Source organism: Lysinibacillus sp. NPDC097162, assembly GCF_044762185.1.
Classification (GTDB): Bacteria; Bacillota; Bacilli; order Bacillales_A; family Planococcaceae; genus Lysinibacillus.
The window spans coordinates 50,655-74,469 of the sequence record NZ_JBIWDT010000002.1 but is presented as its reverse complement, the minus strand read 5'-3'; the positions used below and the strand labels follow the sequence as shown (position 1 = coordinate 74,469).

The following is a 23,815-nucleotide window of genomic DNA, read 5'->3' as shown; positions in this document are numbered from 1 at the left end:
TGACCCTCTTTTCGTTATTTTTTTATAGAGGTCAATCAATGTAAAAAGGGGCGAAGGACAATGGAAACAAAGCAAAAATACGCATGGGCGTTTGCTACGGCTTTAGTTGTGGCACCTTGTGTTGCAGTCATCCCTACTCAAGCAGCTGCAATGCCATTTGTAGATATTAAAAAAAGCGATAGTGAGATGGAGCTATATAATGCAGTTAGCGAACTGTATAGCAAAGGAATCGTATTTGGTACAACGTCTACAACGTTTAGCCCTTATCAACAATTAACACGTGGAGAAGCAGCTTATTTTTTAGCGCAAGCACTTCATTTACAAACGAGCAATGTTGATAATCCTGGCTTTAGTGATGTCCCAACTTCACATCAATATTATGGACCAATTGCAGCGCTTGCAGCTAATGGTATTATCCAAAAAGGGACGCACTATAATCCAAATGCTTCAATTAAACGTAGTCAAATGGCCAAAATGTTGACATTGGGCTTTCATTTAAAACAAGCGACATCATTAACTGCTCCCTTTACAGATTTTACAAAGGATGCTGAAACCAATCATTATATTCAAACGTTATTAGATTATGGGATTACACAAGGTACAAGCTCTACGACATTCTCACCATATACGGATGTTCGACGTGGTCAAATGGCTTTATTCCTTTATCGCATATTACAAAAAAATGACGATGACTTATACATTATTGGAGTTGAATAGAAAGACAAACATCACTCTTAGGAAAGCAAAATCTTTTAGAGTGATTTTTTTAAAATCTTTGTAGGAAAAAACAGGTAATAATGGTATGTTTATATATAAGGCTTATGGGTAAAGAAAATCAATTATCCGATTCTCGATGGGAAGCCGGAACTTTAAAAAAACGCACGCCATACATATAAATAGGAGGTAGCTATGTTAAAAAAAGTATCTAGTATTGTCGGAATGTCGCTTATTTTGCTGGCTACTCCATTTGCCTTACCTCTACCAAATAGCTCAGACGTTGCATTAGCGGCAGAGACGGCAAAGGATGTTTCGCCTTCACATTGGGCGAATAGCTCGATTCAGCATATGTTAGATAAGCAATATATGACAACGTATCAGGATGGTACGTTTAAGCCAGAGCAAGCGATTACAAGAGCGGAGGCAGCAGCTGCCATAGCCCGTTCTATGCAACTGAAGTTAGATGTGCCTGCTAAGCCCAAATTTGTAGATTTACCAGCAGATCATCCTTATTATAAGGAGATTTGCGCACTAGTAGAATTAGGGATATTGCAAAATGGTGATTGCTTTAACCCAGATGCACCTTTGAAGCGCATGCAAATCGCTAAAATGTTAACGCTCGCATATAAAATTGAGGTAGATTCTCAAAATAATAGTAAGTTTAGTGATATTAATGAAGGCCATTGGGCGAAAGACTATATTGAATCACTTGCAGATGTCGGTATTATTAAAGGGGTCAATGCGAAACAATTTGCACCTAATCTGTTAGTAACACGTGCGCAATTTGCCTCCTTAGTGGAACGAAGCTTGGACTTTACAACGACACTAACAAATTATGAAATAGCCTATGACTATTTATCAAAGACTTATATTCCGACAAAAAACTACTCAGCGACAATGGCTAACGATGTGTTAAATTTAGTTAACATCGAAAGACAAAAAAGAAAGCTCCCGTTGCTTACCTATGATGGAGCTTTAACACAAGTCGCCGTTATTAAGGCACAGGATATGGTGAATCGACATTATTTTGAGCACGAATCACCTTACTACGGCATGCCCTGGGATTTAGCTACTTTATTCGATTATCCATATACTAGTTTAGGAGAAAATATAGGTAGAAATATTCCAAGCTCTGAGGCGGCTGTTAAAGCATGGATGGCATCACCATCTCATCGAGAAAATATTTTGCGAGAACATTATACAAATACAGGGGTAGCGATTGCAGTAGATAGCAAAGGAATTTACTATTGGGTCCAGCTATTTTCTAGTCAATGACTTTGGAATGGGTAATCGTCTGAGGCAAAACAAAAGCCCACACTATGTGGCTACTAAACGAAGCTCTACCAAAAATGGTAGGGCTTTTCTATTGTACTAAGGAGTGGGGTGAATATATCTATGAAATTTAATAAAACATATATTGATAACTTCTTTAACAATATCAATGATTATAATTCAATGGCTGAATTGTTTATTATTGCATATGGCGAATTAAAAGAACAAAGCAACTTGCCTGATTGGTATGTTGAATTAAGAGAGATGATAAATTGGCAATCACAGTCCAATAGGTCGGGAGTTTGGACATATTATGAAATAGTAAATGATTCTTCAGCTACCACACTTATAGGTAGACTGAAAGCAAAAGGAGAAAATGAAATCCTTACTATGTATATGATGGGGATAAATAAATATAGAGATGAAACCCTAATGGAGCATATTGATAAATGGATTTGGGAAAATGAAGAGAGGATTTACCGATATGTCACTGACGTATTTATAAGCAATAAAGATTGGTTTTATCGTATCTAACTCATAAAGAATATGTTAATCGAACTTCTACAGAAAGTGAAAATCGCAAAGTACTTCACAAATGTGGGAGTTATATTTTTTCCACATCATTACCCCTCTAATTCAAAATTAAAAAAACTATTTCTGATAATATTCGACTTCGAATGTCTGTATTTGTTGAACGATTTTTAAAGGAACGGACCTTTTTTTGCTGAATGTATGTATATATTAGAGATGGATGTCATGTCTAAAATAGCCGTATTAAGCGTTCCCACCAGTGAATGTAGAATTATAAAGTTAAGGATTTCGTGTAAAATTCCACTGACTCAATTTACTTCTGAGAGGGTGATGTTATGTTAAATGGTGAAAAGTTAGTACAATCTATAATTATTTTATATGGAGACTTGTTACAAGTGGAAGTAGCTTATTTTACTGCGAAAGGTAAAATTTTAGCAACGGATGAATATAGAAAAAGAAAAGGAGAGCAAGTACATTTACCCTTTTTCCAAAAGTACTATTCTGAGCCATTTCAATACGTGCAGAGACCTGGAAAAATGAAAACATGTTCTGGGTGTAGGTTCCAAAATAATTGTCCTTCCAAAGTAGAAATACTGATGAACTTAGTTAAAGATGATCGGCATTTTGGGTATTTAACATTTGTAAGTTTTACAGATGAAGGTGAAAAGAAATTATCTACTGAACAAAAGAAATATCAATACTGGTTAGCTCGTTTAGGTGAAATTGTTATTAATGTTCTAAATAATGAGGGATCTTATTTATTATTTGAAACAAAAAACGGATTTGATACAAAATATGTACTCGGGGATGCGCCTTATTTTCAATTTATTAAAACAAAGCTAAACAGCATTGCGAATAGTTCATCGTCAATTGTCATCACGGGAGAAACGGGGACTGGAAAAAGTTTGTTAGCTAATCATATTCATTCAAACAGTATTACGCATAAAGGGAAATTTGTAGAGTTAAACTGTGCTAGTATTCCCGAAACTTTATTTGAAAGTGAATTATTTGGTTATGAAGAAGGGGCATTTACTGGCGCTAGAAGAAAAGGAAAACAAGGATATTTTGAGATTGCAGATAAAGGTACGTTATTCCTTGATGAAATTACGGAATTACCATTGCACCTTCAAGCTAAACTATTATCTGTTTTACAGAATGGTCTTATTTATAGAGTGGGAGCAATTGAACCTAGAAAGGTAAACGTAAGAATTATTGCTGCAACAAATAGACCTTTAGAGGAAATGGTGAAAAGAGGAGAGTTTCGTGCAGATTTATACTATCGATTAAATGTTATTCCTTTAACTTTGCCACCATTAAAAGAAAGAAAAGGTGAAATGGAGTACTTAATTTTTACGTTACTAGAAAAGATTCAACATAAAACAGGTAAATATATTAAAGATTTTACAGACGAATTTTTAGCTGAATTGAATGCTTATTATTGGCCAGGCAACATACGAGAATTAGAAAATGTTTTAGAATACAGTATGGTAATGGAAGATTCTTTGCAATTAACGAAAGATAGTTTACCAAGCTATATTATTGAATATAATAGAATGCAAAATACTCACATCAGACCGCCTAAACTGTTAAGAAATATGGAAATGGAATTAATTAACCAAAAACTATCTGAATACGGAAATGATGCTGCAGGTAAGGAACGTCTTGCAGAAGAGTTAGGCATCAGTACAAGGACTCTTTATAGAAAATTAAAAAGTAATTAAGAGGGCAGTTGATTTCTGCTACGGACGGGCGCTTTCCACAGGCACGTATTGCGCTATTCCCGCAGGAGTGTCGCCGTGGATTTTTCCTTGGCAAGTGAAATTGTTTGAGTGCCTGGCACTCAGTAACTTTGTAAGTCACAAATAATCTAAAGCAAATGGGATATATGTAAGAATCATTCTTTGATTTTGTGTATATACTATGTATACACAAAAGAGAGGAGGCTTGTTATAATGGATGAAACACCGAAGAAGCCTGCATCGCCCAATAAACCGTCATTGAACAACAACAATGAACGTATCTATGACCAAAGTCAAACGAACAAAAGCGACCCACCAAAGGATGATAAAATGACAACACATAAATTAGATAAATTTATAGTAGGTAATGAATTAGCCGTGCGAACAGTAACTTCATCAGTGCAAAAATGGGGTAATAGCCTTGCTGTTAGAATCCCAAAAGACATGGCAGAAAATAAAGCATTCGAGCAGGGAACAGCGGTTGAAATTATTGAAACAGTCGATGGTTTAAAAATAGTACTCAAGAAGAAAAAAATAGAGTATCAACTTGCTGACTTATTAAGCCAATGTAAACCGGAAAACTGCCATGAAACAATAGACTTCGGTGTAGCTGGGAAGGAACTGATTTAATGAGCACCGTTCCAGACAAAGGAGATTTAGTTTTTCTAGATTTCAATCCCCAAACAGGGCACGAACAGGCAGGCAGCCGTCCGGGTATCGTACTATCACCAAAAGCATTTAATGAAATAACTGGATTCGCTACTATTTGTCCAATTACGAATACAAAAAAAGGATGGGGATTTGAAGTAGAGATTCCTGAAAACCAAGTTTTTACGGGCGTAATTTTAACTGACCAATTGAAAAATCTCGATTGGAAAGCTCGGAAATTATCTGTTCGTGGTCAAGCACCTATTGAAGTAGTAGAGGAATGTATGGCAAAAATTAAAGCATTCCTTTACTAGTAGCCTGTCGCGTACAGGCTTTTTTTTGTTTAAAAATCAACATACAACAATTGAAGTAGGGTAATGGAACAAGATTGCTATTTTAGCTAGGTTTGTTATGTTCCTTATAAAATAAGAAGAAACCCAATTTTGAAAGTAAATAAATAAGTAGTAAATTCTTACATATTACATATCCCTCAATTGCTAATTCATAGCCTCTTGGTATTTTTGGATTACACTTATATTATTGAAAGTCTATCATTCTATGTGATGTATGGTGTAGTCCGTATGTCTGCTGATAAGACAGCAATATTTTGGTGCTTGTGGCCTCCCCCTTCCTGAGCGGCACTATATAAGAAAGAAGACAAACTAGGAAAAGCATGTAGTGAGCCGTCTTTCAATATTTTGTTCGTTTCCATATTCTACTTCTAAACAGACATTCCTCTATAATTTAAAATTTCGTGCAGATTCCCTTTGTAAACGCCTTCCTTAATTATCAACTCAATAATAATTCAAATATTATGACAAAAACGGCATTTGAAATGACAGCTGTGTCAAAAAATAATGATTTATTATTTATGAATCTCGTATTATCAGCTTTTTAAAGTTGGCATGATTTTTGCATTATATAAAATGAGAAACAAAAAAGGGGGTACATTTATTTGCTAGATTACTTTGAATTAGGTGGAAAGATTGCAGTAGTAACAGGGGGAGCTTCAGGAATAGGTCTTGCAACCGCTAAATTACTAAGTGAGGTGGGGACTAAAACGATCATTCTTGATATCGATCAGCAGAAGGGCAAGGAAACAGAAGAAACACTGCGGGCTGAGGGCTTAAATATTGAGTTTGTAAAGTGTGATGTAACGAACTCGCAAGATTGCCAGCGTGTGGCGGAGTTAATAGAAGAAAAGCATGGAAAAGTCGATGTGCTCTTTAATAATGCAGGCATTATTCGTAGAAAAACAGTGGTGGACTTAGAAGAATCGGATTGGGATGCGGTAATTAATGTTTCTTTAAAAGGCGTTTATCTTCTTTCGAAATATTTAATTCCCCTTATGCGAAACCATGGCGGCGGCAGCAGTATTATCAATACCGGTTCTGGTTGGGGATTAAAAGGTGGAGACAAAGCTGCATCTTACTGCGCTGCAAAAGCAGGGGTTGTAAATTTAACAAAAGCTATGGCTATCGACCATGGATCAGAGAACATTCGTGTAAATTGTATTTGCCCTGGAGATACAGATACGCCGCTACTTCGAGGTGAGGCAAAACAATTAAATATAAAAGAATCTAGTTTTCTTCGTAGTTCAGCGGTTGATAGACCATTGGCAAGGTTGGGAACACCTGAAGATATTGCGAAGGGGGTACTATTCCTTGCAAGTGGTTTATCCGCTTGGGTTACAGGAACTACATTAACCGTTGATGGTGGCGGCTTAGCATAAAAAATTATAGGAGGTATTTTATATGAGTAAAAAAGTTCATCCATACATTCCAAATATGGTACCTGAAGTAAAACAAGAAATGTTAGACGAAATTGGTGTGCATTCTATTAAAGAACTCTATTCTTGCATTCCTGACGACTTACAGTATAAAGGAACAATGAATATCCCGAAAGCATTGAATGAATTGGAGCTACGACGACATATTGAAGGGCTATTAAATAAAAATATAAGCACTAATGAATATCTTAACTTTTTAGGGGCTGGTTGTTGGCAACATTTTATTCCGGCAGTATGTGATGAGGTGAATCAAAGAGCTGAATTTTTAACTGCTTATGCGGGTGAACCATACGAAGATCATGGTCGTTTCCAAGCTTTATTTGAATACCAAAGTCTTATGGCAGAACTTGTCGATATGGAAGTAGTGAATGTGCCAACATTTGATTGGGCACAGGCTGCAGCTACTTCGATTCGTATGGCTAGTCGTATTACTAAACGTACTAAAGTTTTACTTGCTAGTACAGTTTCACCTGAGAGAAAAAAGATTATTACAAACTATGGAACACCTCAATTAGCATTTGAAGATGTACATTTTAATCTTAATACAGGATTAATGGATTTAGCAGATTTAGAAAGAAAATTATCTAATGATGTTGCGGCGATCTATTTCGAAAATCCATCCTATTTAGGATTTATTGAATCACAAGGGCAAGAGATTTCAAATCTTGCAAAAAAATACGGAGCAATAATCGTAGTTGGGGTTGATCCAATTTCACTTGGAATACTGGCACCACCAAGTCAATATGGAGCTGATATTGTATGTGGAGACCTTCAACCACTAGGAATGCATATGAATTTTAGTGGAGGGCAGGCAGGTTTTATTGCGACACATAATGATCCGAAATTCGTAAATGAGTACCCATCACGATTATTTGGCATTATTCCGACTGTAAAACAAGGAGAGTATGGTTTTGGTGATATTGCATATGACCGTACATCTTTTGCAGATAGAGAAAACGGTAAAGAATCTGTCGGTACGCAAACAGCTCTATGGGGCATTACAGCAGGTGTTTATTTATCGTTAATGGGACCAAACGGGATGTACGAATTAGGTCAAGCAATTATGCAAAATAGTCAGTACGCAGTAATGCAACTTAATAAAATTCAGAACATTAGAGGTTCGAGAATTACATCGCCATTTTTCAAGGAATTTATTATCGACTTTAATGATACAGGCTTAACTGTCGAAGAAATCAATGCACAATTATTAGAGCACAAGATTTTTGGAGGGAAGGACCTTTCGAAAGAGTTTCCTCAATATGGTCAGTCGGCACTTTGTTGTGTAACTGAAGTGCATACGAAAGAAGATATCGACAAACTAGTAAGTGTTTTATCAAAAATTGTGACGAAATAATGAGGTAGAAAGGAGCATTAGCATGTTAAAAATTCAAAGACAGTCTGTCAATATAGATTTTCATCAAGCCAAGTGGAATGAGCCTATTATTTTCGAGCTACATCAACCAGGTGAAGTTGGAGTCGAAGTACCGCAAGCTTCACAAGAAGTTGTAGATGTAGTGGGTGATGGCGTTTCAGTTCTACCGAAAAATATAAAGCGAGCAAGTAAGCCGAACTTACCAGAAATCGGCCAAGCCCGTGTATTACGCCATTATGTTCGTCTTTCACAAGAAACATTAGGGTCGGATTTTAATGTAGAAATTGGTCAAGGTACTTGTACGATGAAGTACATTCCGAAAATTAACGAGTTACTAATTCGTAATTCTAAAATAATGGAACTACATCCGCTGCAAGATGTTAGTACTGTTCAAGGAATGTTAGAAATCATTCATAATATGGATTTAGCAATGCGTGACATTTCAGGTATGGATGCATTCTCGTTCCAACCGAGTGGTGGCACACAAGCACTATTTGCGATGGCATCGATTGTACGTAAGTATTTTGAAGTTAAAGGTGAGGCGGATCAACGTAATGAAATTATTACAACCATTTTCTCTCATCCATCTCAAGCTGCAACGGCAGTTGTGAAGGGATATAAAATTATTACTTTACATCCAGACGAAAATGGATTCCCTAATATTGAAAAGTTAAAAGAAGTTGTATCCGAACGAACAGCTGGCTTTGTTGTAGCTAACCCAGAAGATACGGGAATTTACAATTCAAAAATTAAAGAATTTACAAAAATTGTACATGAGGCAGGTGGTATTTGTTACTACGATCAAGCGAATGCAAATGGTTTATTAGGCATTACACGTGCTAAAGAGGCAGGCTTCGATATGTGTTTCTTTAATTTACACAAAACATTCGCAGCGCCACATATGTGCGGGGGACCAGCTACAGGTGCATTAGGCGTAACAGCGGAATTAAAACCATATTTACCTGGACCTATTGTCGAAAAAAGTGGTGATCAATATATATTAAATGATCAATTAGAGCATTCAATTGGGAAAGTACGCGCTTTCCACGGCGTTGCACAAACTATTTTACGTTCTTATGCATGGATTCGAGCATTAGGACAAGAAGGACTTAAAGCAGTTGCAGAAACTGCTGTGCTAAATAATAACTATTTATACAGTAAAGTATCGAAAATTCGTGGCGCAAGTGTACCTTATGTACAAGGGCAACGACTGGAACAGGTTCGTTATAGCTGGGAGCAGTTGGAGAAGGAAACAGGTGTCACAACAGAGGATGTACAGCGTCGTATGACAGACTTTGGTTTACATTACTGGACAAGTCATCATCCATACATTGTGCCACAACCATTCACACTAGAACCAACAGAATCCTACTCTAAAGCAGATTTAGATGAATATATCCAGGCACTTGAACAAATTTCAAAGGAAGCATATGAAAATCCAGAGGTAGTGAAAAATGCACCGCAAAATAGTACCATTCATCAATTAATCGAAGCAGATTATTTAGATAATCCCGCAAAATGGTGTACTTCATGGCGGGTATATCAAGAAAAGGTGAAAAATGAAACGGAATTAACAAGTTATAACCGCTAGGAGGTATTTTGATGACAACAAGGCATAGTAGTTTAAAAAAGAAGAGAGTAGTCATTACAGGAGGAGCAAGTGGTATAGGATTAGCCACAGCACAACGCTTTGTAGAAGAAGGTTCTGTCGTCACTATTTTAGATATTAATGAAGAAAGTATTGAAAAGTCTATAAAAGAAAACAAAGGAATTGCCAAAGGATATGTAGTGGATGTTAGTAACCCTGCAAGTGTAAACGCTGTCTTTAAAAAAATTAAAGAGGATTTAGGGGGAGTGGACGTTTTTATTGCAAATGCAGGGATTAGCGTTCGCTCTAAATTCCTTGATATTAATCCAGAACAATGGAATAAAGTTTTAAACATTAATTTAAATGGTGTGTTTTATACATCTCAAGCCGCTGCAAAAATCATGGTTGAACAGGGGAAAGGCGTTATACTCATGACTGCCTCTACAAATGGTGTTACGGGACATCCATTCTATGCAGACTATAACGCTTCAAAAGCAGGCGTTAATCTTTTAGCAAAAACGATGGCATTAGAATTGGCTCCAATCATTCGAGTGAACACAATATGTCCAGGGTATGTATTAACACCGATGCAAATGGCTGAGTATACTCCTGAAATGTTAGAGGTTGTAAATGAAGGTATTCCTTTAAAACGGCATGCAGATCCAAAAGAAATAGGGGCGTTGTATGCCTTCCTTGCTTCAGATGAATCTGCTTATATTACAGGGCAAACAATTGCCATTGATGGTGGAGAATTAGCTTAATCATAAAACGAGGGGGATTGGTATTTTATGAAGAAAAGTCTATTCTATTTTTTATTGGTGTTAGTTGCTTCATTGATGGTTGCGTGTTCAGAAAAAGATTCGAATGTACAAATTGAAACATCTGCAAGTAGTGAAGGAGAAACGAAAGCAGGCGAAGAAAAAAGCACAACATCAGATATGAAATTAGTGAATGATGGAAAGTTAACTTTTGCAATGAGTGGCTTACTAAAGCCATTAAATTATAAGGAAAATGAAAAATTAGTTGGTTTTGATGTAGAAATTGGCAATGAAATTGCAAAGAGAATTGGCCTTGAACCAAACCCTGTTACAAATCCATGGGAAACGATCCTCCAAGGGTTACGAGGAGAGAAATATGATGCAATTATAGGGAGTATGACAGCTACTGAGGAGAGAGCAAAACAGGTTGATTTCTCAGATCCATATTATATTTCGGGCGCTACAGTATTTATTTCAAGTAAAAATAAAGATATTAAATCGTTAGATGACTTAAAGGGAAAGACAATCGGTGTTATGCAAGCTAGTACTTATGTTGAAGATGCAAAAAAATATACAGATAAAATTAAAGAATTTCCTAGTGAGATATATGCATTACAAGACCTTCCTCCAGGACGTTTAGACGCAGTAATTACAGATAAAATAGTAGGGATTTCCGCGATGAAAGAATCAGGTTTAGAAATTCAAACAGTAGGAGAAGAAATTAAAAGAGAAGAAATTGCAGTAGCTATTAAAAAGGACAATCAAGTGTTATTAGAAGCAATTAATAAAGCAATTGCAGATATGGTTGCAGACGGAACGTATAAAGACATAAGTACAAAATGGTTTGGCAAAGATCTATTAGAGTAATCCAATCCTAAATTATTTTACCTAGTATTATAGATTAATTCTAGGTAAAATAATTTGAATATTCCAAAAACATTAATCTTCTATACCAATACACTTAAAGAGGTTAGGTGATTTATATGGAGTTTTTAACGAATATAGCATCGATATTCCAAAAACATGGCATTGAATTTTTAAAAGCAACTATTTTGACAGTTGAGTTAACAGTAGTTTCTTTATTAATTGCTTGTGTTATTGGTCTAATTTTTGCCTTCTTCAAAGTTTCGAATATCAAGATATTAGAGAAGATAGCAAACGCTTATATTTTTATTATTCGGGGTATGCCACTTATCGTACAACTTATGTTCCTATACTACGGTATTTCTAGTATTTTTGTTCTTTCCGATTTTGCAGCAGGTGCTATTGCACTTGGTATTCATTCTGGTGCCTATATTGCAGAAATCTTTCGAGGATCGATTCAATCAATCGATAAAGGACAAATGGAAGCTGGCCGCTCATTAGGTATGACGTATTTTAAAACAATGAGACGAATTATTTTACCACAGAGCTTTAAGCGAGCTATACCTTCATTGGCTAATCAATTCATTATTGGATTAAAAGACTCTTCTTTAGTAGCCTATATCGCCGTTTCAGAATTATTTAACCATGCATTATCTGCCCAAGCGTATAACTACATGCCTTTAGAAACCTACTTTGTCGTAGGCGTATATTACTTGATTTTAGTTCTAATATTCACACTGTTGTTCAATAAACTGGAAAGCAGAATGGATGTTGGAAAGGAGAAAAAGCATGATAAAGTTGAAGTCGCTTTCTAAATCATTTGGTAAATTAAAAGTTTTAAAAGACATTAACCTTGAGATCAATAAATCAGAAGTAGTTGTTTTAATTGGAGCAAGTGGTTCGGGAAAAAGTACGTTGTTACGTTGTATGAATTTTTTAGAGTTATTAGATGAGGGTACTATAAGTATTAACGATGAGATTATTGATATCGAAAAAACAAACTTAAATAAAGTCAGAGAAAATATGGGTATGGTATTTCAACACTTCAATTTATTTCCGCATTTAAGCGTTTTACAAAACATAACTGAAGCACCCATACAGGTGAAAAAGCAAAGTAAAGAGGAAGCGAATAAAAAAGCAATGGAGTTATTAACGAGAGTTGGGCTTGCTGATAAAGCTAACTACTATCCTGAACAGTTATCTGGAGGACAAAAGCAACGGGTTGCTATTGCACGAGCACTTGCGATGAACCCAAACGTTATGCTGTTTGATGAACCAACATCGGCGCTAGATCCTGAATTAGTTGGCGAAGTATTAGAAACAATGAAAAGTTTAGCAAGAGATGGTATGACAATGGTCATTGTAACGCATGAAATGGGCTTTGCAAGAGAGGTTGCGGATAGAGTAATTATGTTAGCTGATGGAAAAATAATTGAAGAAGGCCCTCCTTCAGAATTTTTTAAAACGCCAAAGGAAGAGAGAACAGCGAAGTTTTTACAGCAAGTTTTATAATCATTAACTTAAGTTAGGGGTTGTTATTTATGTTGAAAACGTATGAAGAAGTATTAAAAGTGACGAATGATCTTGTAAATATTGAAAGTATCGTAAATACCGAAGGCGAAATTGATATTTCCAAATCACTTGCTAAAACAATTGCTAACCTTCCTTACTTTCAAAAAAATCCAGACTATGTGTTTACTTCACAAACGGTCGATGATGAGATTGAGCGATATAACGTATTTGCTTTTGTAAGAGGGACAAAAGAAAGTAGCGCTAAAACAGTCGTATTAATGGGCCATACCGATACGGTTGGAATAGATGATTATAATAGCTTGAAAGAGAAAGCATGTTTTCCGAATCATCTTCAAGAAGCATTGAAAAACGAAAAGGTTCCTCCGTTAGTTAAGGCGCATTTAGAATCCAATGAATGGTTATTTGGCAGAGGAACATTAGATATGAAAAGCGGTGTGGCAAGTAATTACTATCTATTAAAGTATTATTCAGAGCATCCTGAAGAATTAAAAGGAAATATTGTATTTTTTGCAGAGTGTGATGAGGAAGATAGCTCGCACGGGGTATTGTCAGGTTTAAATGATTTAAAAAAACTGAGAGAAGCGTATGGATTTGAATATGAGGCGTTAATAAACTCTGATTTTGTAGCGCCTAGGTATGAAGGCGATGAAAATAGATATATTTATAAAGGTAGTGTCGGGAAGCTACTTCCCTCATTTTATATAACTGGAGCTGAAAGTCATGTGGGATCTAGCTTTGAAGGACTTGATCCTAACTATATCGCAGCAGAGTTAACTAGACAAATTGCATATAATCCTGAGCTATGCGATAAATCATTAGGCGAAACGCCTATGCCACCAGTAACGTTGAAGCAAACAGATTTTAAAGAAACGTATACTGTTCAAACAGCACTTGCTTCATATGTATATTATAATTTCTTTGTTCAATCATGGTCGCCTAAAGATGTTCTTGAAAAGCTAAAAAATCAAGCAGAAATTGCCTTTAATAATGTAGTTAATAATTTAAATAGTCACTATAAGAGATATTGTGAAATTAGTGAACAGGAATATACAAAATTGCCTTGGGAAACGAGGGTGGTATTTTATGAAGAACTAGAGCAATCGATTATTTCACAATCTGGTGAACGTTATAAAGAGCATATGAAGAAATTTAAAGAAGACTTACTAGAAAATAAAGAATTAGATGTACGTATGTTTTCTGCGAGAGTCGTAGAAGAAACATGGAAATGGGCAAAGGATAAGAGCCCTGCTATTATTATTTTTTATTCCTCACTTTATTCACCACGCGTAGAGGTGACTGGAAAAGATCAAAAAGAAAAAAATCTACTAATAGCTTTAGATCATGCTATCGAAAAAGTTCAACCACATTATAATAAGCCAATTGTACAAAGAAATTATTTTCCTTATATTTGTGACATGAGCTGTGTAGCGATAAATGACGATGAAGATAGCATTCAATCCGTTATTAACAATAATCCAAGTTGGGGAACAAAACATTTTGTCGATTATAATACTATTAGGGATTTAAATATTCCAGCAATTAATATTGGACCGTATGGTTATGATGCACATAACAGATACGAAAGAACTGAATTAAAATATACAATGGAAATTATGCCTAATTTAACGAAACATGTAATAGATAAACTACTTGATTAATGTCTACAGTTATAACCGTTGATATTGCATTTAGAAGAGCCCTAAGACTATAGACAAACTCGAACAATTTCAAGTTTGTCTATAGTCTTATTAAATTGTGTGAAAATTGTTTGAGTGCCTGGCACATAAAGGTTGTGATTTTGAAGATTATTTATTCTATATACTATAAGAATAGGGGGGATGAAGAATGACTATCTGCTTCTAAAAGAAATTGTGTAAATAATCTATGTTAACGAGTAAGAGTAAAACGTTAAAATAATTATTAGATGGGGAAACTAGGTTAAGTACAAATAGTTTATTTTTGAAAAAAAGAACGTACACTCTTTTTTTTTACCTAAAATAAGAACATATGCTCTATTTATTATTAGGAAGTGAATGTATGCTTCTTACAAAGGAGTGCTTTGAGTGTTGGAAAATAAATGGGATGAAGATAGAATTGAAAAATTTGAATGTGAAAATCGACAGCTATTAAAAAATGATTTGGTAATTTCCTTTTTGAAAATACCAACTAACAAAGAAAAGTACATGGAAACAATATCAAACCCTACTCCCGAGAATATGAAAGAATTAGATATATTATTTAAACATTTCTATTTCAAAATCCGCTTTATTTCTCATATTTCTTCAACTCTAAAGTTTAATTCAATTAATTTCGACAAAAGATTGAGGCTTATACAATCCAGATTTTCTCTTACTTTAGATGCCACCATTAATACTAGTGAAGGACAAGGAACATTTCTCGATTTAGTAGCGGACGAACAAGGAGAAGACCATTTTAGTGGGATGATTTTAAATAATGATTTACTTGAATATGTAATAAGCCCAATATTGTATGATGCATTAAATTCGTTGACTAAAAAGCAAAAGGAGATCATTAGTCTAGCTTATGCAGAAGGATTAAGCGATACGGAAATTGGACGAAGATTAAATAAAACGCAGCAAGCTGTCTCTAAAACCCATAAGAAAGCTTTGGAAAATATGCTGATTTACATTGAAAGGCAAAAGAAGAATGGGGAAAAAAGGGGGATTTCTGATGATAACAGAACCATCTGATTGGATTATGATAATCGGAAATTTTGGCTTTCCGATTGCAATAACAGTATATCTATTTATTAGATTTGAAAAGAAATTAGAAAACCTTGAACTAAGTATTCATAAGTTATCGGAACGTATTAAAAATTCAAGAAGGGACTGAAGGGAGATGTCACAAGAATTAATTGCCCTAGTAAAAAAATCGAAACATGACGATAAAGCTTTATTAACTGTAATAAATTATTTTGAGCCTATCTTGAAACAGTGCCTTTATCAAACGCATCCACATTTTAGAGAGGATTTACGTCAGGATTTACTTATTAAACTCATCCATACTATAAGAAAATATGATGTCAATTCCGTCCCAGGATTCTGGGATTTGAAGAAACGATATAATGGCCAATAAAATTAGGATGATTACAATTAGTTCTAAAGCGGTCAAATGGGTAAAAATTTTTGATCGTTTTAGTTCTAAACAGTTGTTTGCATCTTCAATAAATAAAATCGTGGTGGTATAGCCAAGTGGTAATGAACCAGTTTGTCCTCGGTTTAAATCCGAGTGCCCTCTAAAATTGTTGAAAATTGTTTGAGTGCCTGGCACTTTAAAGCACGCTCTATTGTAACAAAGCGTGGCTAATATTACAGGAATGTTACAAAAAGCCGGAATACCCATTAATTAATACCCATATTTTAGCGTTGGTAAACCACAAAACGTTGGTATATCAGCTTTTTTTTTACTTTTAAAACCGTTACACAATTGAAAAATTAAAATACCATCATTTGTGATAGTCTATGTATAGGCAAAAAAGTTCCTTGAGAGGGGTATAACAAACTTATGAAGAAAAAATGGTTATTACCGATTTTTGCATCTTTTATGTTATTTTCAACAATTCAAATAGATAACGCTGAAGCGGCAACTGCAAATGAAGTTACTGAAACAGCGACGAAATATTTAGGTATTCCTTATGCTTATGGTGGTACAACTACTAGTGGATTAGATTGCTCTGGCTTTACTTCTAAAGTCTTCAATGATTTAGGCATTAAATTGAACCGTACATCAAGCTCACAATATCAGCAAGGTACAGCGGTTGCGAAGAGTGACCTAAAAATTGGCGACTTACTTTTCTTTAACACGAGTGGTAGTGGTATCTCACATGTAGCGATATACATAGGTGATGGTAAAATGATTCACTCTCAAACAGGTAAAGGTGTTAGCTATTCTAGTGTAAACGATCCATATTATTGGAGTTCTCGTTACGTTGGTGCAAAACGCGTAGCGGATTTTGACGCTGAACAACAAGCTGAAGTGACAAAAGTAGCGACTGCTGAAGTTAAGGACGCTGCAATTGACTTTACAGTATATGCTTCACGTGCAGAAGTTGCTGTACAAATAGCAAAAGCTTTAAACTTAGATACAACAGATAAAAATACATCATTTGCTGACGTAAAACCTACTTATGCACATGCTGGTGCAATTGCTGCAGTAGCGAAGTTAGGTATTTTTACAGGTGATGATCACGGCAAATTTAATCCTTCTTCTCCAATGACTCGTGCACAAATTGCAAAAGTTTTAGTAGTAGCTTTTGGTCTTGAGCATAAAGGTGATGTGGTGACATTTGCAGATGTTCCTGAAAATTATTGGGCAACAGAATATATTTCAATTCTAGCATCAAACGGTATTACAGCAGGTAAAGATAACGGTAATTTCGGTTATGATGAAATGTTAAAAATTTCTCAACTTGAAACATTTATCGAGCGTGCTAAGCAAGTGAATAAGTAATCAATTTCTACTTCGCTTCGGACAAGGGCTACGTTTGAAGTGAAGCAATGCATGGAAGTTCTTTTAAATAATGTATAAATGGGGAGAGTTTGCACTTGCAGGCTCTCTTCTTTTTATGAATCCATATGAAATGGGGTGATATAAAAAAATGTCGAATAGTTACAATCTATGATAGTTTTATATGTGAATTTTTGTTAAAATGGACACAATAACACGAGAACATGAAGGGAGGAAATAAGACATTGTACTTTAAAAAAATCAGTCTTATATTATGCGTCTTATTCATTTCAGCTTCTATGTTTACGATACATAGTGCAAATGCAAGTGGTGGTTTTGAAGATGTTACCCCAAAGCATGAAGCTTATGAAGAGATCAATTATTTAATTAGTTTAGGTGTTATAAAAGGGTATACGGAAAATGGTAAAACGTATTATAAGCCTTATAATAGCGTAACGCGCGGACAAGTTGCAAAAATGGCTGTCGTTGCTTCTGGCAACAAACCATTAGTTGTCAATAAATCTAACTTTTCAGATGTAACGGTTGGTACCGAGCTTTCGGGTTACGTTGAACGTGCCATACAGTTAGGTTACTTTAAAACAAATACAACTGGACAGTTTTTACCGAACAAGCCTTTAACTCGTGATGAAATGAGTTATGTATTAACAAAGGCATTTAAGCTTGATGCAAGTGAATACGAAAATATGGATTCTCCCTTTGTTGATGTAGGTATTACACATCCTTACGTTCAATATGTAAATACGATTTACTATAATGGTATTACAAAGGGAAGCGGTCAAAATTATAATCCAAATAGCCAAGTGACACGTGCACAGTTCGCATTATTTGTTGCTCGTGCAAAAAGTGAAAAATATCGTTTAGAGCTACCTGTAAAAGGTGTTACTGTTCCAGATACAACACAGGTTATTGGTTTAATTCAAGTGACAACAGATGGCTTGAATATTCGTAAATCAAAAGACTCGGTATCTAGTTCGAACATAGTAGGTACAGTCGATAAAGGTGGAAAACTATCAGTCTATGCAGTTGAAGGTGACTGGTTAAAAGTAACATATAAAGGTGCATTTGCTTATATTTATAAAACGTACGCACAGTTTTTAGATGCGGACGGTAATGCATTAGGGAATATTCAAAAAGAAGTTAAAACAACACAAGGCATCAATCTCTACGTGAAGGCTAGTTCGTCTTCTAAAACTATTTCAACAATCAATAGTAATGTCAAACTGCCTGTTTACAAAACGGTTAATGGCTACTATTTAACAGTTGTAAATGGCTTGCCAGGATATATTGTTGCAAATAGCACAGAGGATGTGGAAGTAGAACAACCTTCAAAACCAGATCCAACTCCTCCGCCAGTTGCAGGAGACTTACTAGGTCGTGCAACTGTTGGTAGTCTAAATGTGCGCAAAGAAGCGAACTCAACTTCTACAGTATTAGGTAAATTAAATAAGGGCGACTATGTGCATGTTAATAGCATTAGTGGCTATTGGGCTCAAATTACTTTTGATGGACAAACAGGCTATGTGCATAAATCTTATTTAAAACTATTAAACCAAAGTGGTAATGCACTGAAAAATCGTATTATCATTCTTGACCCTGGTCATGGTGGTAAAGATCCTGGAGCTGTAGTAGGTTCCAATTCAGAAAAGGCTATTACTTTAAAAGTTAGCACACTTGTAAAACAGAAACTTGAAGCAGCTGGAGCAAAAGTGTTAATGACACGAACAGGTGACACATATCCTTCGTTGCAAGACCGTGTTGACTTTACCGATGCAAACTATGGCGAAATCTTTGTTAGTATACATGTCAACTCAGCAACTAGCACCTCTGCACAAGGTACTGAAACATATTATGCTGTGACAACTGGAGATATGTATCAAGAAGATATAGATCTAGCTACTTTTGTAAATAACCAAATTGTTAATAACTTAAACATGAAAAATCGCGGTGTTAAAGAGCAACAATATTATGTTATTCGCAACACATTAATTCCAGCGATTCTAGTAGAGCTAGGTTTCCTTACAAATAGTGAAGACCGCGGCAAAATGACAGATGATCAATATATCGAATTATTTGCTGAAGCTATTTATAAAGGGATTTCACAATACTACGCTAAACAATAAAAATAAAGAGCTACATCGTTTCTATTTAGAACGACGTAGCTCTTTTTTTATTGGATGAAAAGTTAGATTCCAGATAATCTATTAGCGCCATCCAAAAGTTATTTAGCGTTCGCGTGAAGTGTGCGATTAACAAATTGGGCAAAGTTTTGACGAGTTACCGTGTTGTTTGGTTTAAATGTTTGATCTGCATAGCCTGTAGTAATATCTAGTGCATAGAGAGCCTGGATATCTTTAAAATAGACATGAGATGTAGGGACATCGATGAATGTATGTTTAGTATAGCCTTGAAGCTTAAATCCCTTTACAAGTGCATGTGCCATTGCGGCACGCGTCATCGGTTGATGGGCGTTAATTTTGCCATCTTCTAAAGAAATTATTCCAAAGCGAACGCCTGTAGCTAGGACTGCATAGCCATAATCACCAGCTTTCATATCGCTGGCGTTCAAGGTAGCTGAGCTTGAAGGGGTGATACCAAGTGCACGTAATACCATTTCAGTAGCTTGTATTCGTGTGAGTGTGCCTTGAGGGTTGAATTTGCCATTACTCCCTTTCACAACACCTAATGCATGTAAGTTTTTAATATCATAATAAGCACCGTTTGTTGCTAATATATCCTGAAAGAATGGGGCAACCTCAATAGAAGCCTTGTTGGAACCTTTTGTACGTGTGAGCGTTTTAATTTCTGCAATGGTTGCAAATTTTTCGTCAACATTTTTACGATCATCGCGACCTTCTATGAAGGAAGTACGTATCGTATATGTTCCAGCGGCTAAATTTCCGGGCATGAAAATTTGATATTTTTCCGAGTGGGTACTAATATCTTTGCGGTCAGCATTAGTTGTTGTCGCATCGGCAGCAAGACCTGGTAAATAACGATCATGCCCTTTACCGACAACCTGATCGTTCGCATCAAGAATCTCTACTTTTAACGTACCACGAGCTGGCACATTACCATTGTTCTTTACCGTTACTGTGGAGTAGAAGACGAATTTACCAGACGGCGCTACATAACTTTGCACACTGTCAGAGTATAGCGAAAGATTATAGCGACGTGGCACATCACCATTGTGATTTTCGGCAACCCAACGTAAAGCGTGCTTCATAAATACTTGAGCGTCTAAGTCGCCTTGTGTTGTAGAGTAAGCAACACCGTTTTCGTTATCTTGCCAATTTGCTTTGGCATTAATAGTAATGTAATCATAAATTTTGAATCCGATTTGTACGACTCTACCTTTGCCGTATTGAATGGCATGTGCTGCTCCAAATTCATTTTTCTTCATTGTTTGTGGCTTGTCAGTATAATCGTAATTCGAGAAATATAATAGCGGTGAGGCGGAGCCACCTTGCCAAGGTTTAATGATTTCAACCCACTCTTGATCAGATTTTGTAAGATTTAATTTGCTTTTGCCGAGCTCATTAGTCGCGTTTTGGATAATTGGATGTACTGAATTACTATTGCTAATTGTTGCGTTACCCAATACTATATCGTCGATAAAGCGTGAGTTGAAAACTTCTGATAGGTTATCCCACTCCATGACCCAAGAGTCGACATCGTAGATTAATGGGGAGAGATCCATTTGACCAGCCTTTGGAAATTTTGCGGATTCGTTACGAGCTGTTTGGAACGCAAAAATAGCACCGCCACCGTTGCGTACGTACATTTTGACATTTTCGCGTTGTAGATGATTCATCATGACCGTATAAGGAAAGACGATTGCATCATATTGGCTTAAACTTTCTAAACTATTTAAGTCCTTTTCGTAAATTTTCTCTACATTGAAGCCCTGTTGCTGATATAAAAGGAAAGCTTTTAGCTCCTTGTTGTATGTAGAGCTATAATCGACCTTTGGAGATACTGTTTGTCCCTCATATGTACCACCAGGGTGTGTGGAGTTGGCATATTTCTCACTACTTTCAGAGAAAACGATGCCGATTCTTTGAGTTGTAGCTTGGGCTTGTGTCGGTAATAGGAATACAACAAGCGTACAAGCACAGAAAGTAATTAGTGAAATGAATATCTTCAATAAATCCACATCCTTGTTTTGTTTTTTTCTCAAAATGGTATTACTTATTTTCATCATACACCCAAATAATGACTGAATCGTAGAGATTTAGGTGAAAATGAAATTTTTGAGCTTTTTTATGTAAAATCCATAGAATACTTTCTATAAGTCTATCCGTATTTATGATATAATAACCTTTGTTTTTGTAGGGAAAACTAAAGAATGTAATAGTGAACAACAACTATTGATTCATGATAGAGGAGGGCAATAACATCTATTTAGATGTATTACATGTATGAATAAACTGAAGCAAGTTTTCACAAAGGTCAATAAGATTGATACGTTTTCACCGTATTTCTTTTTACCTTTTATATTAGTGCTATATTTCTTTACAAGTCTATTCGATTTCCATCGATTTGAATTATTTAACGTTCGAGTATCAATTTTGCCAGCGGTACTAGTAGCACTTATTTGCTATTATATCGGTGTTTATATTATTGATAAATTACAATGGACAATCCCATCATTCGGGTTATCGTTCTTAGGAAAATATGTTATTCACATTGTTGTGTTACTAACAATAATCGGTTTAGCTTCTTATTTAATGATGATTTTTGGTGGAGGTTTAGGAATTTCTGATGAATCTAATCGTCGTAATCTCGATCCAAAACTAAATTTCTTTAGCCAATTATTATGGTACGGAATTTTACTGTTATTATCTTACAAAATGATTTTAGAAAAGCATATGACATGGAAAAAGGCATTAGTATACGGCACGATTTTTGCTGTCGTTATGTTCTTGTTCCTATTAATGGGCTATCGTACACCATTAATTATTATGCTATTTACTGGAATTATTATTTTCCACTATGTTGTGAAACGTGTGAAATTAACGTGGTTCCTGACAGCGTTATTTGTAATCGGTGTTGCATTCTCGATGTTTGGTTTCTTACGAGTGGTGACAGAAGATACAACTAAAGAATTCAATAATCGCGATCAACCCGATGTTGAATTGACAGAAACAGAAAAAGAAAAACTGTTAACAGTTGAACAAAAAGTAAATTTAACACCTAAATGGATGCGTTCAATAAATGGTGAAAGTGTTACAGGTCATATCGTATTAAGTAAAATTATCGAATACACGCAAGAAGAGGGCTACTTAAAAGGCGAAATTCATAAAGGTATCTTTAATACGGTTCTTCCTGGTGAGCAAATTTCACCTCGTATGAAGGTAACGGAAGTTGTAAACTCATTGAGCGTGGAAGAAGGTAAATATATTACACGTCCAACAAGAACAACAACGCCTACCTTTATCGGACAATTATTCCTAGATGGTGGCTATGCACTTGTAGCGATTGGCTTCTTACTATACGGTGTATTAATTTCATTAATTTATAATAAAGTAAAACAAGGTGGTATCCGTAGCTTCCACTCAGTAGCATACGCATTTGTCATTACATTGTTTACTGTGTCGATGCACACAGGCTTACTTGATTTAATCTTTATTTTAATGTTAGGTTTTGTAGTAATTGCATCTGCAATTATAAAAACAGAGCAAAGAAAACTTCGATACTAACAGTAAAGGGCTGTCCTCAATAGGGCAGCTCTTTTATATCGCTTGCAAACCATGCATGTGGGAAGCCCGAAGTAAATCGCGGAATTCCTCCGCCATACCGCGGAATAAAGGTAGTGAATCGCGGAATTCCTCCGCCATATCGCGGAAAAAAGGTAGTGAATCGCGGAATTCCTCCGCTATATCGCGGAATAAAGGTAATGAATCGCGGGATTCCTCCGCCATACCGCGGAAAAAAGGTAGTGAATCGCGGAATTCCTCCGCTATATCGCGGAAAAAAGGTAATGAATTGCGGAATCCCTACGCCATATCGCAGAATAAAGGTCTTGAATCGCGGAATTCCCACGCCATACCGCGGAAAAAAGGTAGTGAATCGTGGAATGCCAACGCAATATCGCGGAAAAAAGGTAATGAATTGCGGAATCCCTACGCCATAACGCGGAAAAAAGGTCATGAATCGCGGGATTCCTCCGCTATACCGCGGAATAAAGGTAGTGAATCGCGGAATCCGAACGCTATATCGCGGAATAAAGGTAGTGAATCGCGGAATTCCTCCGCTATACCGCGGAAAAAAGGTAATAAATCGCGGAATTCCTCCGCCATACCGCGGAAAAAAGGTAGTGAATCGCGGAATCCGAACGCTATATCGCAGAATAAAGGTCTTGAATCGAGGAATTCCCACGCCATACCGCGGAAAAAAGGTAGTTAATCGTGGAATTCCTCCGCCATACCGCGGAAAAAAGGTAATCAACCGCGGAATCCCTAAGACATTCAGCGCGAAACCCCGGCTGCACAACGCTGTGTTTTAGGGAATAAAAAG

At 36.0% G+C, this 23,815-nt stretch carries 23 protein-coding genes; 20 read left to right on the top strand and 3 right to left on the bottom strand.

The features are described 5' to 3' along the window. Nucleotides 1–60: 60 nt before the first annotated feature. The 19 genes from ACIQXW_RS12630 (at nucleotide 61) to ACIQXW_RS12540 (ending at nucleotide 19,419) form a co-directional block, all read left to right on the top strand. Nucleotides 61–717: an S-layer homology domain-containing protein gene (locus ACIQXW_RS12630; RefSeq protein WP_402762669.1), complete on the top strand. Its 657-nt coding sequence runs from the start codon at nucleotides 61–63 to the stop codon at nucleotides 715–717. A gap of 192 nt (nucleotides 718–909) precedes the next feature. After that, nucleotides 910–1,992 carry a CAP and S-layer homology domain-containing protein gene (locus ACIQXW_RS12625; RefSeq protein ID WP_402762667.1) on the top strand — a complete coding sequence of 361 codons (1,083 nt, stop codon included), beginning with the start codon at nucleotides 910–912 and terminating at the stop codon, nucleotides 1,990–1,992. 120 nt (nucleotides 1,993–2,112) lie between these two features. Further along, entirely contained in the window at nucleotides 2,113–2,523 is a 411-nt protein-coding gene (locus tag ACIQXW_RS12620; RefSeq protein WP_340820931.1) for a hypothetical protein, read from the top strand. 332 nt (nucleotides 2,524–2,855) lie between these two features. Further along, nucleotides 2,856–4,241, top strand: a complete 1,386-nt coding sequence (locus ACIQXW_RS12615) for a sigma-54 interaction domain-containing protein (RefSeq protein WP_401019168.1) — start codon at nucleotides 2,856–2,858, stop codon at nucleotides 4,239–4,241. Nucleotides 4,242–4,472: 231 nt separating this feature from the next. After that, nucleotides 4,473–4,889, top strand: coding sequence for an AbrB/MazE/SpoVT family DNA-binding domain-containing protein (locus ACIQXW_RS12610; protein WP_402762663.1), 417 nt, complete (start codon nucleotides 4,473–4,475; stop codon nucleotides 4,887–4,889). Next, nucleotides 4,889–5,221 (top strand): type II toxin-antitoxin system PemK/MazF family toxin, encoded by a 333-nt coding sequence (locus tag ACIQXW_RS12605; protein WP_340820928.1) that lies wholly within the window; start codon nucleotides 4,889–4,891, stop codon nucleotides 5,219–5,221. The genes ACIQXW_RS12610 and ACIQXW_RS12605 overlap by 1 nt, the downstream gene beginning before the upstream one ends. A 641-nt stretch (nucleotides 5,222–5,862) precedes the next feature. After that, nucleotides 5,863–6,639 (top strand): SDR family NAD(P)-dependent oxidoreductase, encoded by a 777-nt coding sequence (locus tag ACIQXW_RS12600; protein ID WP_402762660.1) that lies wholly within the window; start codon nucleotides 5,863–5,865, stop codon nucleotides 6,637–6,639. Between the two features lie 22 nt (nucleotides 6,640–6,661). Next, a complete protein-coding gene (gene gcvPA, locus ACIQXW_RS12595) occupies nucleotides 6,662–8,050 on the top strand; it encodes an aminomethyl-transferring glycine dehydrogenase subunit GcvPA (protein ID WP_340820926.1) in 1,389 nt (462 codons plus the stop codon). A 22-nt stretch (nucleotides 8,051–8,072) separates the two neighbouring features. Further along, on the top strand, nucleotides 8,073–9,659 hold the full coding sequence (gene gcvPB, locus ACIQXW_RS12590; protein ID WP_402762657.1) for an aminomethyl-transferring glycine dehydrogenase subunit GcvPB: 1,587 nt from the start codon (nucleotides 8,073–8,075) through the stop codon (nucleotides 9,657–9,659). Between the two features lie 11 nt (nucleotides 9,660–9,670). After that, the gene (locus tag ACIQXW_RS12585) at nucleotides 9,671–10,417 is read left to right on the top strand and encodes an SDR family NAD(P)-dependent oxidoreductase (protein ID WP_402762654.1); all 747 of its coding nucleotides are present in this window, start codon (nucleotides 9,671–9,673) and stop codon (nucleotides 10,415–10,417) included. A 27-nt stretch (nucleotides 10,418–10,444) separates the two neighbouring features. Next, nucleotides 10,445–11,281 carry a transporter substrate-binding domain-containing protein gene (locus ACIQXW_RS12580; protein WP_340820923.1) on the top strand — a complete coding sequence of 279 codons (837 nt, stop codon included), beginning with the start codon at nucleotides 10,445–10,447 and terminating at the stop codon, nucleotides 11,279–11,281. 116 nt (nucleotides 11,282–11,397) lie between these two features. Further along, nucleotides 11,398–12,093: an amino acid ABC transporter permease gene (locus ACIQXW_RS12575; protein WP_340820922.1), complete on the top strand. Its 696-nt coding sequence runs from the start codon at nucleotides 11,398–11,400 to the stop codon at nucleotides 12,091–12,093. Beyond that, nucleotides 12,068–12,790 carry an amino acid ABC transporter ATP-binding protein gene (locus ACIQXW_RS12570; RefSeq protein WP_340820921.1) on the top strand — a complete coding sequence of 241 codons (723 nt, stop codon included), beginning with the start codon at nucleotides 12,068–12,070 and terminating at the stop codon, nucleotides 12,788–12,790. The genes ACIQXW_RS12575 and ACIQXW_RS12570 overlap by 26 nt, the downstream gene beginning before the upstream one ends. Nucleotides 12,791–12,819: 29 nt before the next feature. After that, nucleotides 12,820–14,469 carry a M20/M25/M40 family metallo-hydrolase gene (locus ACIQXW_RS12565; protein ID WP_402762649.1) on the top strand — a complete coding sequence of 550 codons (1,650 nt, stop codon included), beginning with the start codon at nucleotides 12,820–12,822 and terminating at the stop codon, nucleotides 14,467–14,469. Between the two features lie 405 nt (nucleotides 14,470–14,874). Beyond that, nucleotides 14,875–15,522, top strand: coding sequence for a sigma factor-like helix-turn-helix DNA-binding protein (locus ACIQXW_RS12560; protein ID WP_402762647.1), 648 nt, complete (start codon nucleotides 14,875–14,877; stop codon nucleotides 15,520–15,522). Then, entirely contained in the window at nucleotides 15,503–15,664 is a 162-nt protein-coding gene (locus ACIQXW_RS12555) for a YvrJ family protein (protein ID WP_402762644.1), read from the top strand. The genes ACIQXW_RS12560 and ACIQXW_RS12555 overlap by 20 nt, the downstream gene beginning before the upstream one ends. Before the next feature lie 6 nt (nucleotides 15,665–15,670). After that, nucleotides 15,671–15,907 (top strand): helix-turn-helix domain-containing protein, encoded by a 237-nt coding sequence (locus ACIQXW_RS12550; protein WP_340820917.1) that lies wholly within the window; start codon nucleotides 15,671–15,673, stop codon nucleotides 15,905–15,907. Between the two features lie 429 nt (nucleotides 15,908–16,336). Next, nucleotides 16,337–17,281, top strand: coding sequence for a C40 family peptidase (locus tag ACIQXW_RS12545; RefSeq protein ID WP_340820916.1), 945 nt, complete (start codon nucleotides 16,337–16,339; stop codon nucleotides 17,279–17,281). A gap of 242 nt (nucleotides 17,282–17,523) precedes the next feature. After that, nucleotides 17,524–19,419, top strand: coding sequence for an N-acetylmuramoyl-L-alanine amidase (locus tag ACIQXW_RS12540; RefSeq protein ID WP_401019155.1), 1,896 nt, complete (start codon nucleotides 17,524–17,526; stop codon nucleotides 19,417–19,419). A gap of 98 nt (nucleotides 19,420–19,517) precedes the next feature. On the opposite strand, the gene ACIQXW_RS12535 is transcribed toward ACIQXW_RS12540, so the two are convergent. Continuing rightward, nucleotides 19,518–21,443 (bottom strand): S-layer homology domain-containing protein, encoded by a 1,926-nt coding sequence (locus ACIQXW_RS12535; RefSeq protein ID WP_402762640.1) that lies wholly within the window; start codon nucleotides 21,441–21,443, stop codon nucleotides 19,518–19,520. 274 nt (nucleotides 21,444–21,717) lie between these two features. On the opposite strand from ACIQXW_RS12535, the gene ACIQXW_RS12530 reads away from it, so the two are divergent. Then, a complete protein-coding gene (locus tag ACIQXW_RS12530) occupies nucleotides 21,718–22,998 on the top strand; it encodes an oligosaccharide repeat unit polymerase (protein WP_401019152.1) in 1,281 nt (426 codons plus the stop codon). 33 nt (nucleotides 22,999–23,031) lie between these two features. Here ACIQXW_RS12530 and ACIQXW_RS12525 read toward each other — a convergent pair whose 3' ends face one another. Both ACIQXW_RS12525 and ACIQXW_RS12520 read right to left on the bottom strand, forming a co-directional pair. Then, entirely contained in the window at nucleotides 23,032–23,220 is a 189-nt protein-coding gene (locus ACIQXW_RS12525) for a hypothetical protein (protein ID WP_402762638.1), read from the bottom strand. 225 nt (nucleotides 23,221–23,445) lie between these two features. Beyond that, on the bottom strand, nucleotides 23,446–23,682 hold the full coding sequence (locus ACIQXW_RS12520; RefSeq protein WP_402762635.1) for a hypothetical protein: 237 nt from the start codon (nucleotides 23,680–23,682) through the stop codon (nucleotides 23,446–23,448). Nucleotides 23,683–23,815 lie beyond the last annotated feature (133 nt).

What these genes read in the sequence shown, in the direction of transcription:
- ACIQXW_RS12630 (WP_402762669.1), top strand. Translation starts at nt 61, where the DNA reads ATGGAAACAAAGCAAAAATACGCATGGGCGTTTGCTACGGCTTTAGTT.
- ACIQXW_RS12625 (WP_402762667.1), top strand. Translation starts at nt 910, where the DNA reads ATGTTAAAAAAAGTATCTAGTATTGTCGGAATGTCGCTTATTTTGCTG.
- ACIQXW_RS12620 (WP_340820931.1), top strand. Translation starts at nt 2,113, where the DNA reads ATGAAATTTAATAAAACATATATTGATAACTTCTTTAACAATATCAAT.
- ACIQXW_RS12615 (WP_401019168.1), top strand. Translation starts at nt 2,856, where the DNA reads ATGTTAAATGGTGAAAAGTTAGTACAATCTATAATTATTTTATATGGA.
- ACIQXW_RS12610 (WP_402762663.1), top strand. Translation starts at nt 4,473, where the DNA reads ATGGATGAAACACCGAAGAAGCCTGCATCGCCCAATAAACCGTCATTG.
- ACIQXW_RS12605 (WP_340820928.1), top strand. Translation starts at nt 4,889, where the DNA reads ATGAGCACCGTTCCAGACAAAGGAGATTTAGTTTTTCTAGATTTCAAT.
- gcvPA (WP_340820926.1), top strand. Translation starts at nt 6,662, where the DNA reads ATGAGTAAAAAAGTTCATCCATACATTCCAAATATGGTACCTGAAGTA.
- gcvPB (WP_402762657.1), top strand. Translation starts at nt 8,073, where the DNA reads ATGTTAAAAATTCAAAGACAGTCTGTCAATATAGATTTTCATCAAGCC.
- ACIQXW_RS12585 (WP_402762654.1), top strand. Translation starts at nt 9,671, where the DNA reads ATGACAACAAGGCATAGTAGTTTAAAAAAGAAGAGAGTAGTCATTACA.
- ACIQXW_RS12580 (WP_340820923.1), top strand. Translation starts at nt 10,445, where the DNA reads ATGAAGAAAAGTCTATTCTATTTTTTATTGGTGTTAGTTGCTTCATTG.
- ACIQXW_RS12575 (WP_340820922.1), top strand. Translation starts at nt 11,398, where the DNA reads ATGGAGTTTTTAACGAATATAGCATCGATATTCCAAAAACATGGCATT.
- ACIQXW_RS12570 (WP_340820921.1), top strand. Translation starts at nt 12,068, where the DNA reads ATGATAAAGTTGAAGTCGCTTTCTAAATCATTTGGTAAATTAAAAGTT.
- ACIQXW_RS12565 (WP_402762649.1), top strand. Translation starts at nt 12,820, where the DNA reads ATGTTGAAAACGTATGAAGAAGTATTAAAAGTGACGAATGATCTTGTA.
- ACIQXW_RS12555 (WP_402762644.1), top strand. Translation starts at nt 15,503, where the DNA reads ATGATAACAGAACCATCTGATTGGATTATGATAATCGGAAATTTTGGC.
- ACIQXW_RS12550 (WP_340820917.1), top strand. Translation starts at nt 15,671, where the DNA reads ATGTCACAAGAATTAATTGCCCTAGTAAAAAAATCGAAACATGACGAT.
- ACIQXW_RS12545 (WP_340820916.1), top strand. Translation starts at nt 16,337, where the DNA reads ATGAAGAAAAAATGGTTATTACCGATTTTTGCATCTTTTATGTTATTT.
- ACIQXW_RS12530 (WP_401019152.1), top strand. Translation starts at nt 21,718, where the DNA reads ATGAATAAACTGAAGCAAGTTTTCACAAAGGTCAATAAGATTGATACG.
- ACIQXW_RS12525 (WP_402762638.1), bottom strand. Translation starts at nt 23,220, where the DNA reads ATGGCGGAGGAATCCCGCGATTCATTACCTTTATTCCGCGATATAGCG.
- ACIQXW_RS12520 (WP_402762635.1), bottom strand. Translation starts at nt 23,682, where the DNA reads ATGGCGTGGGAATTCCTCGATTCAAGACCTTTATTCTGCGATATAGCG.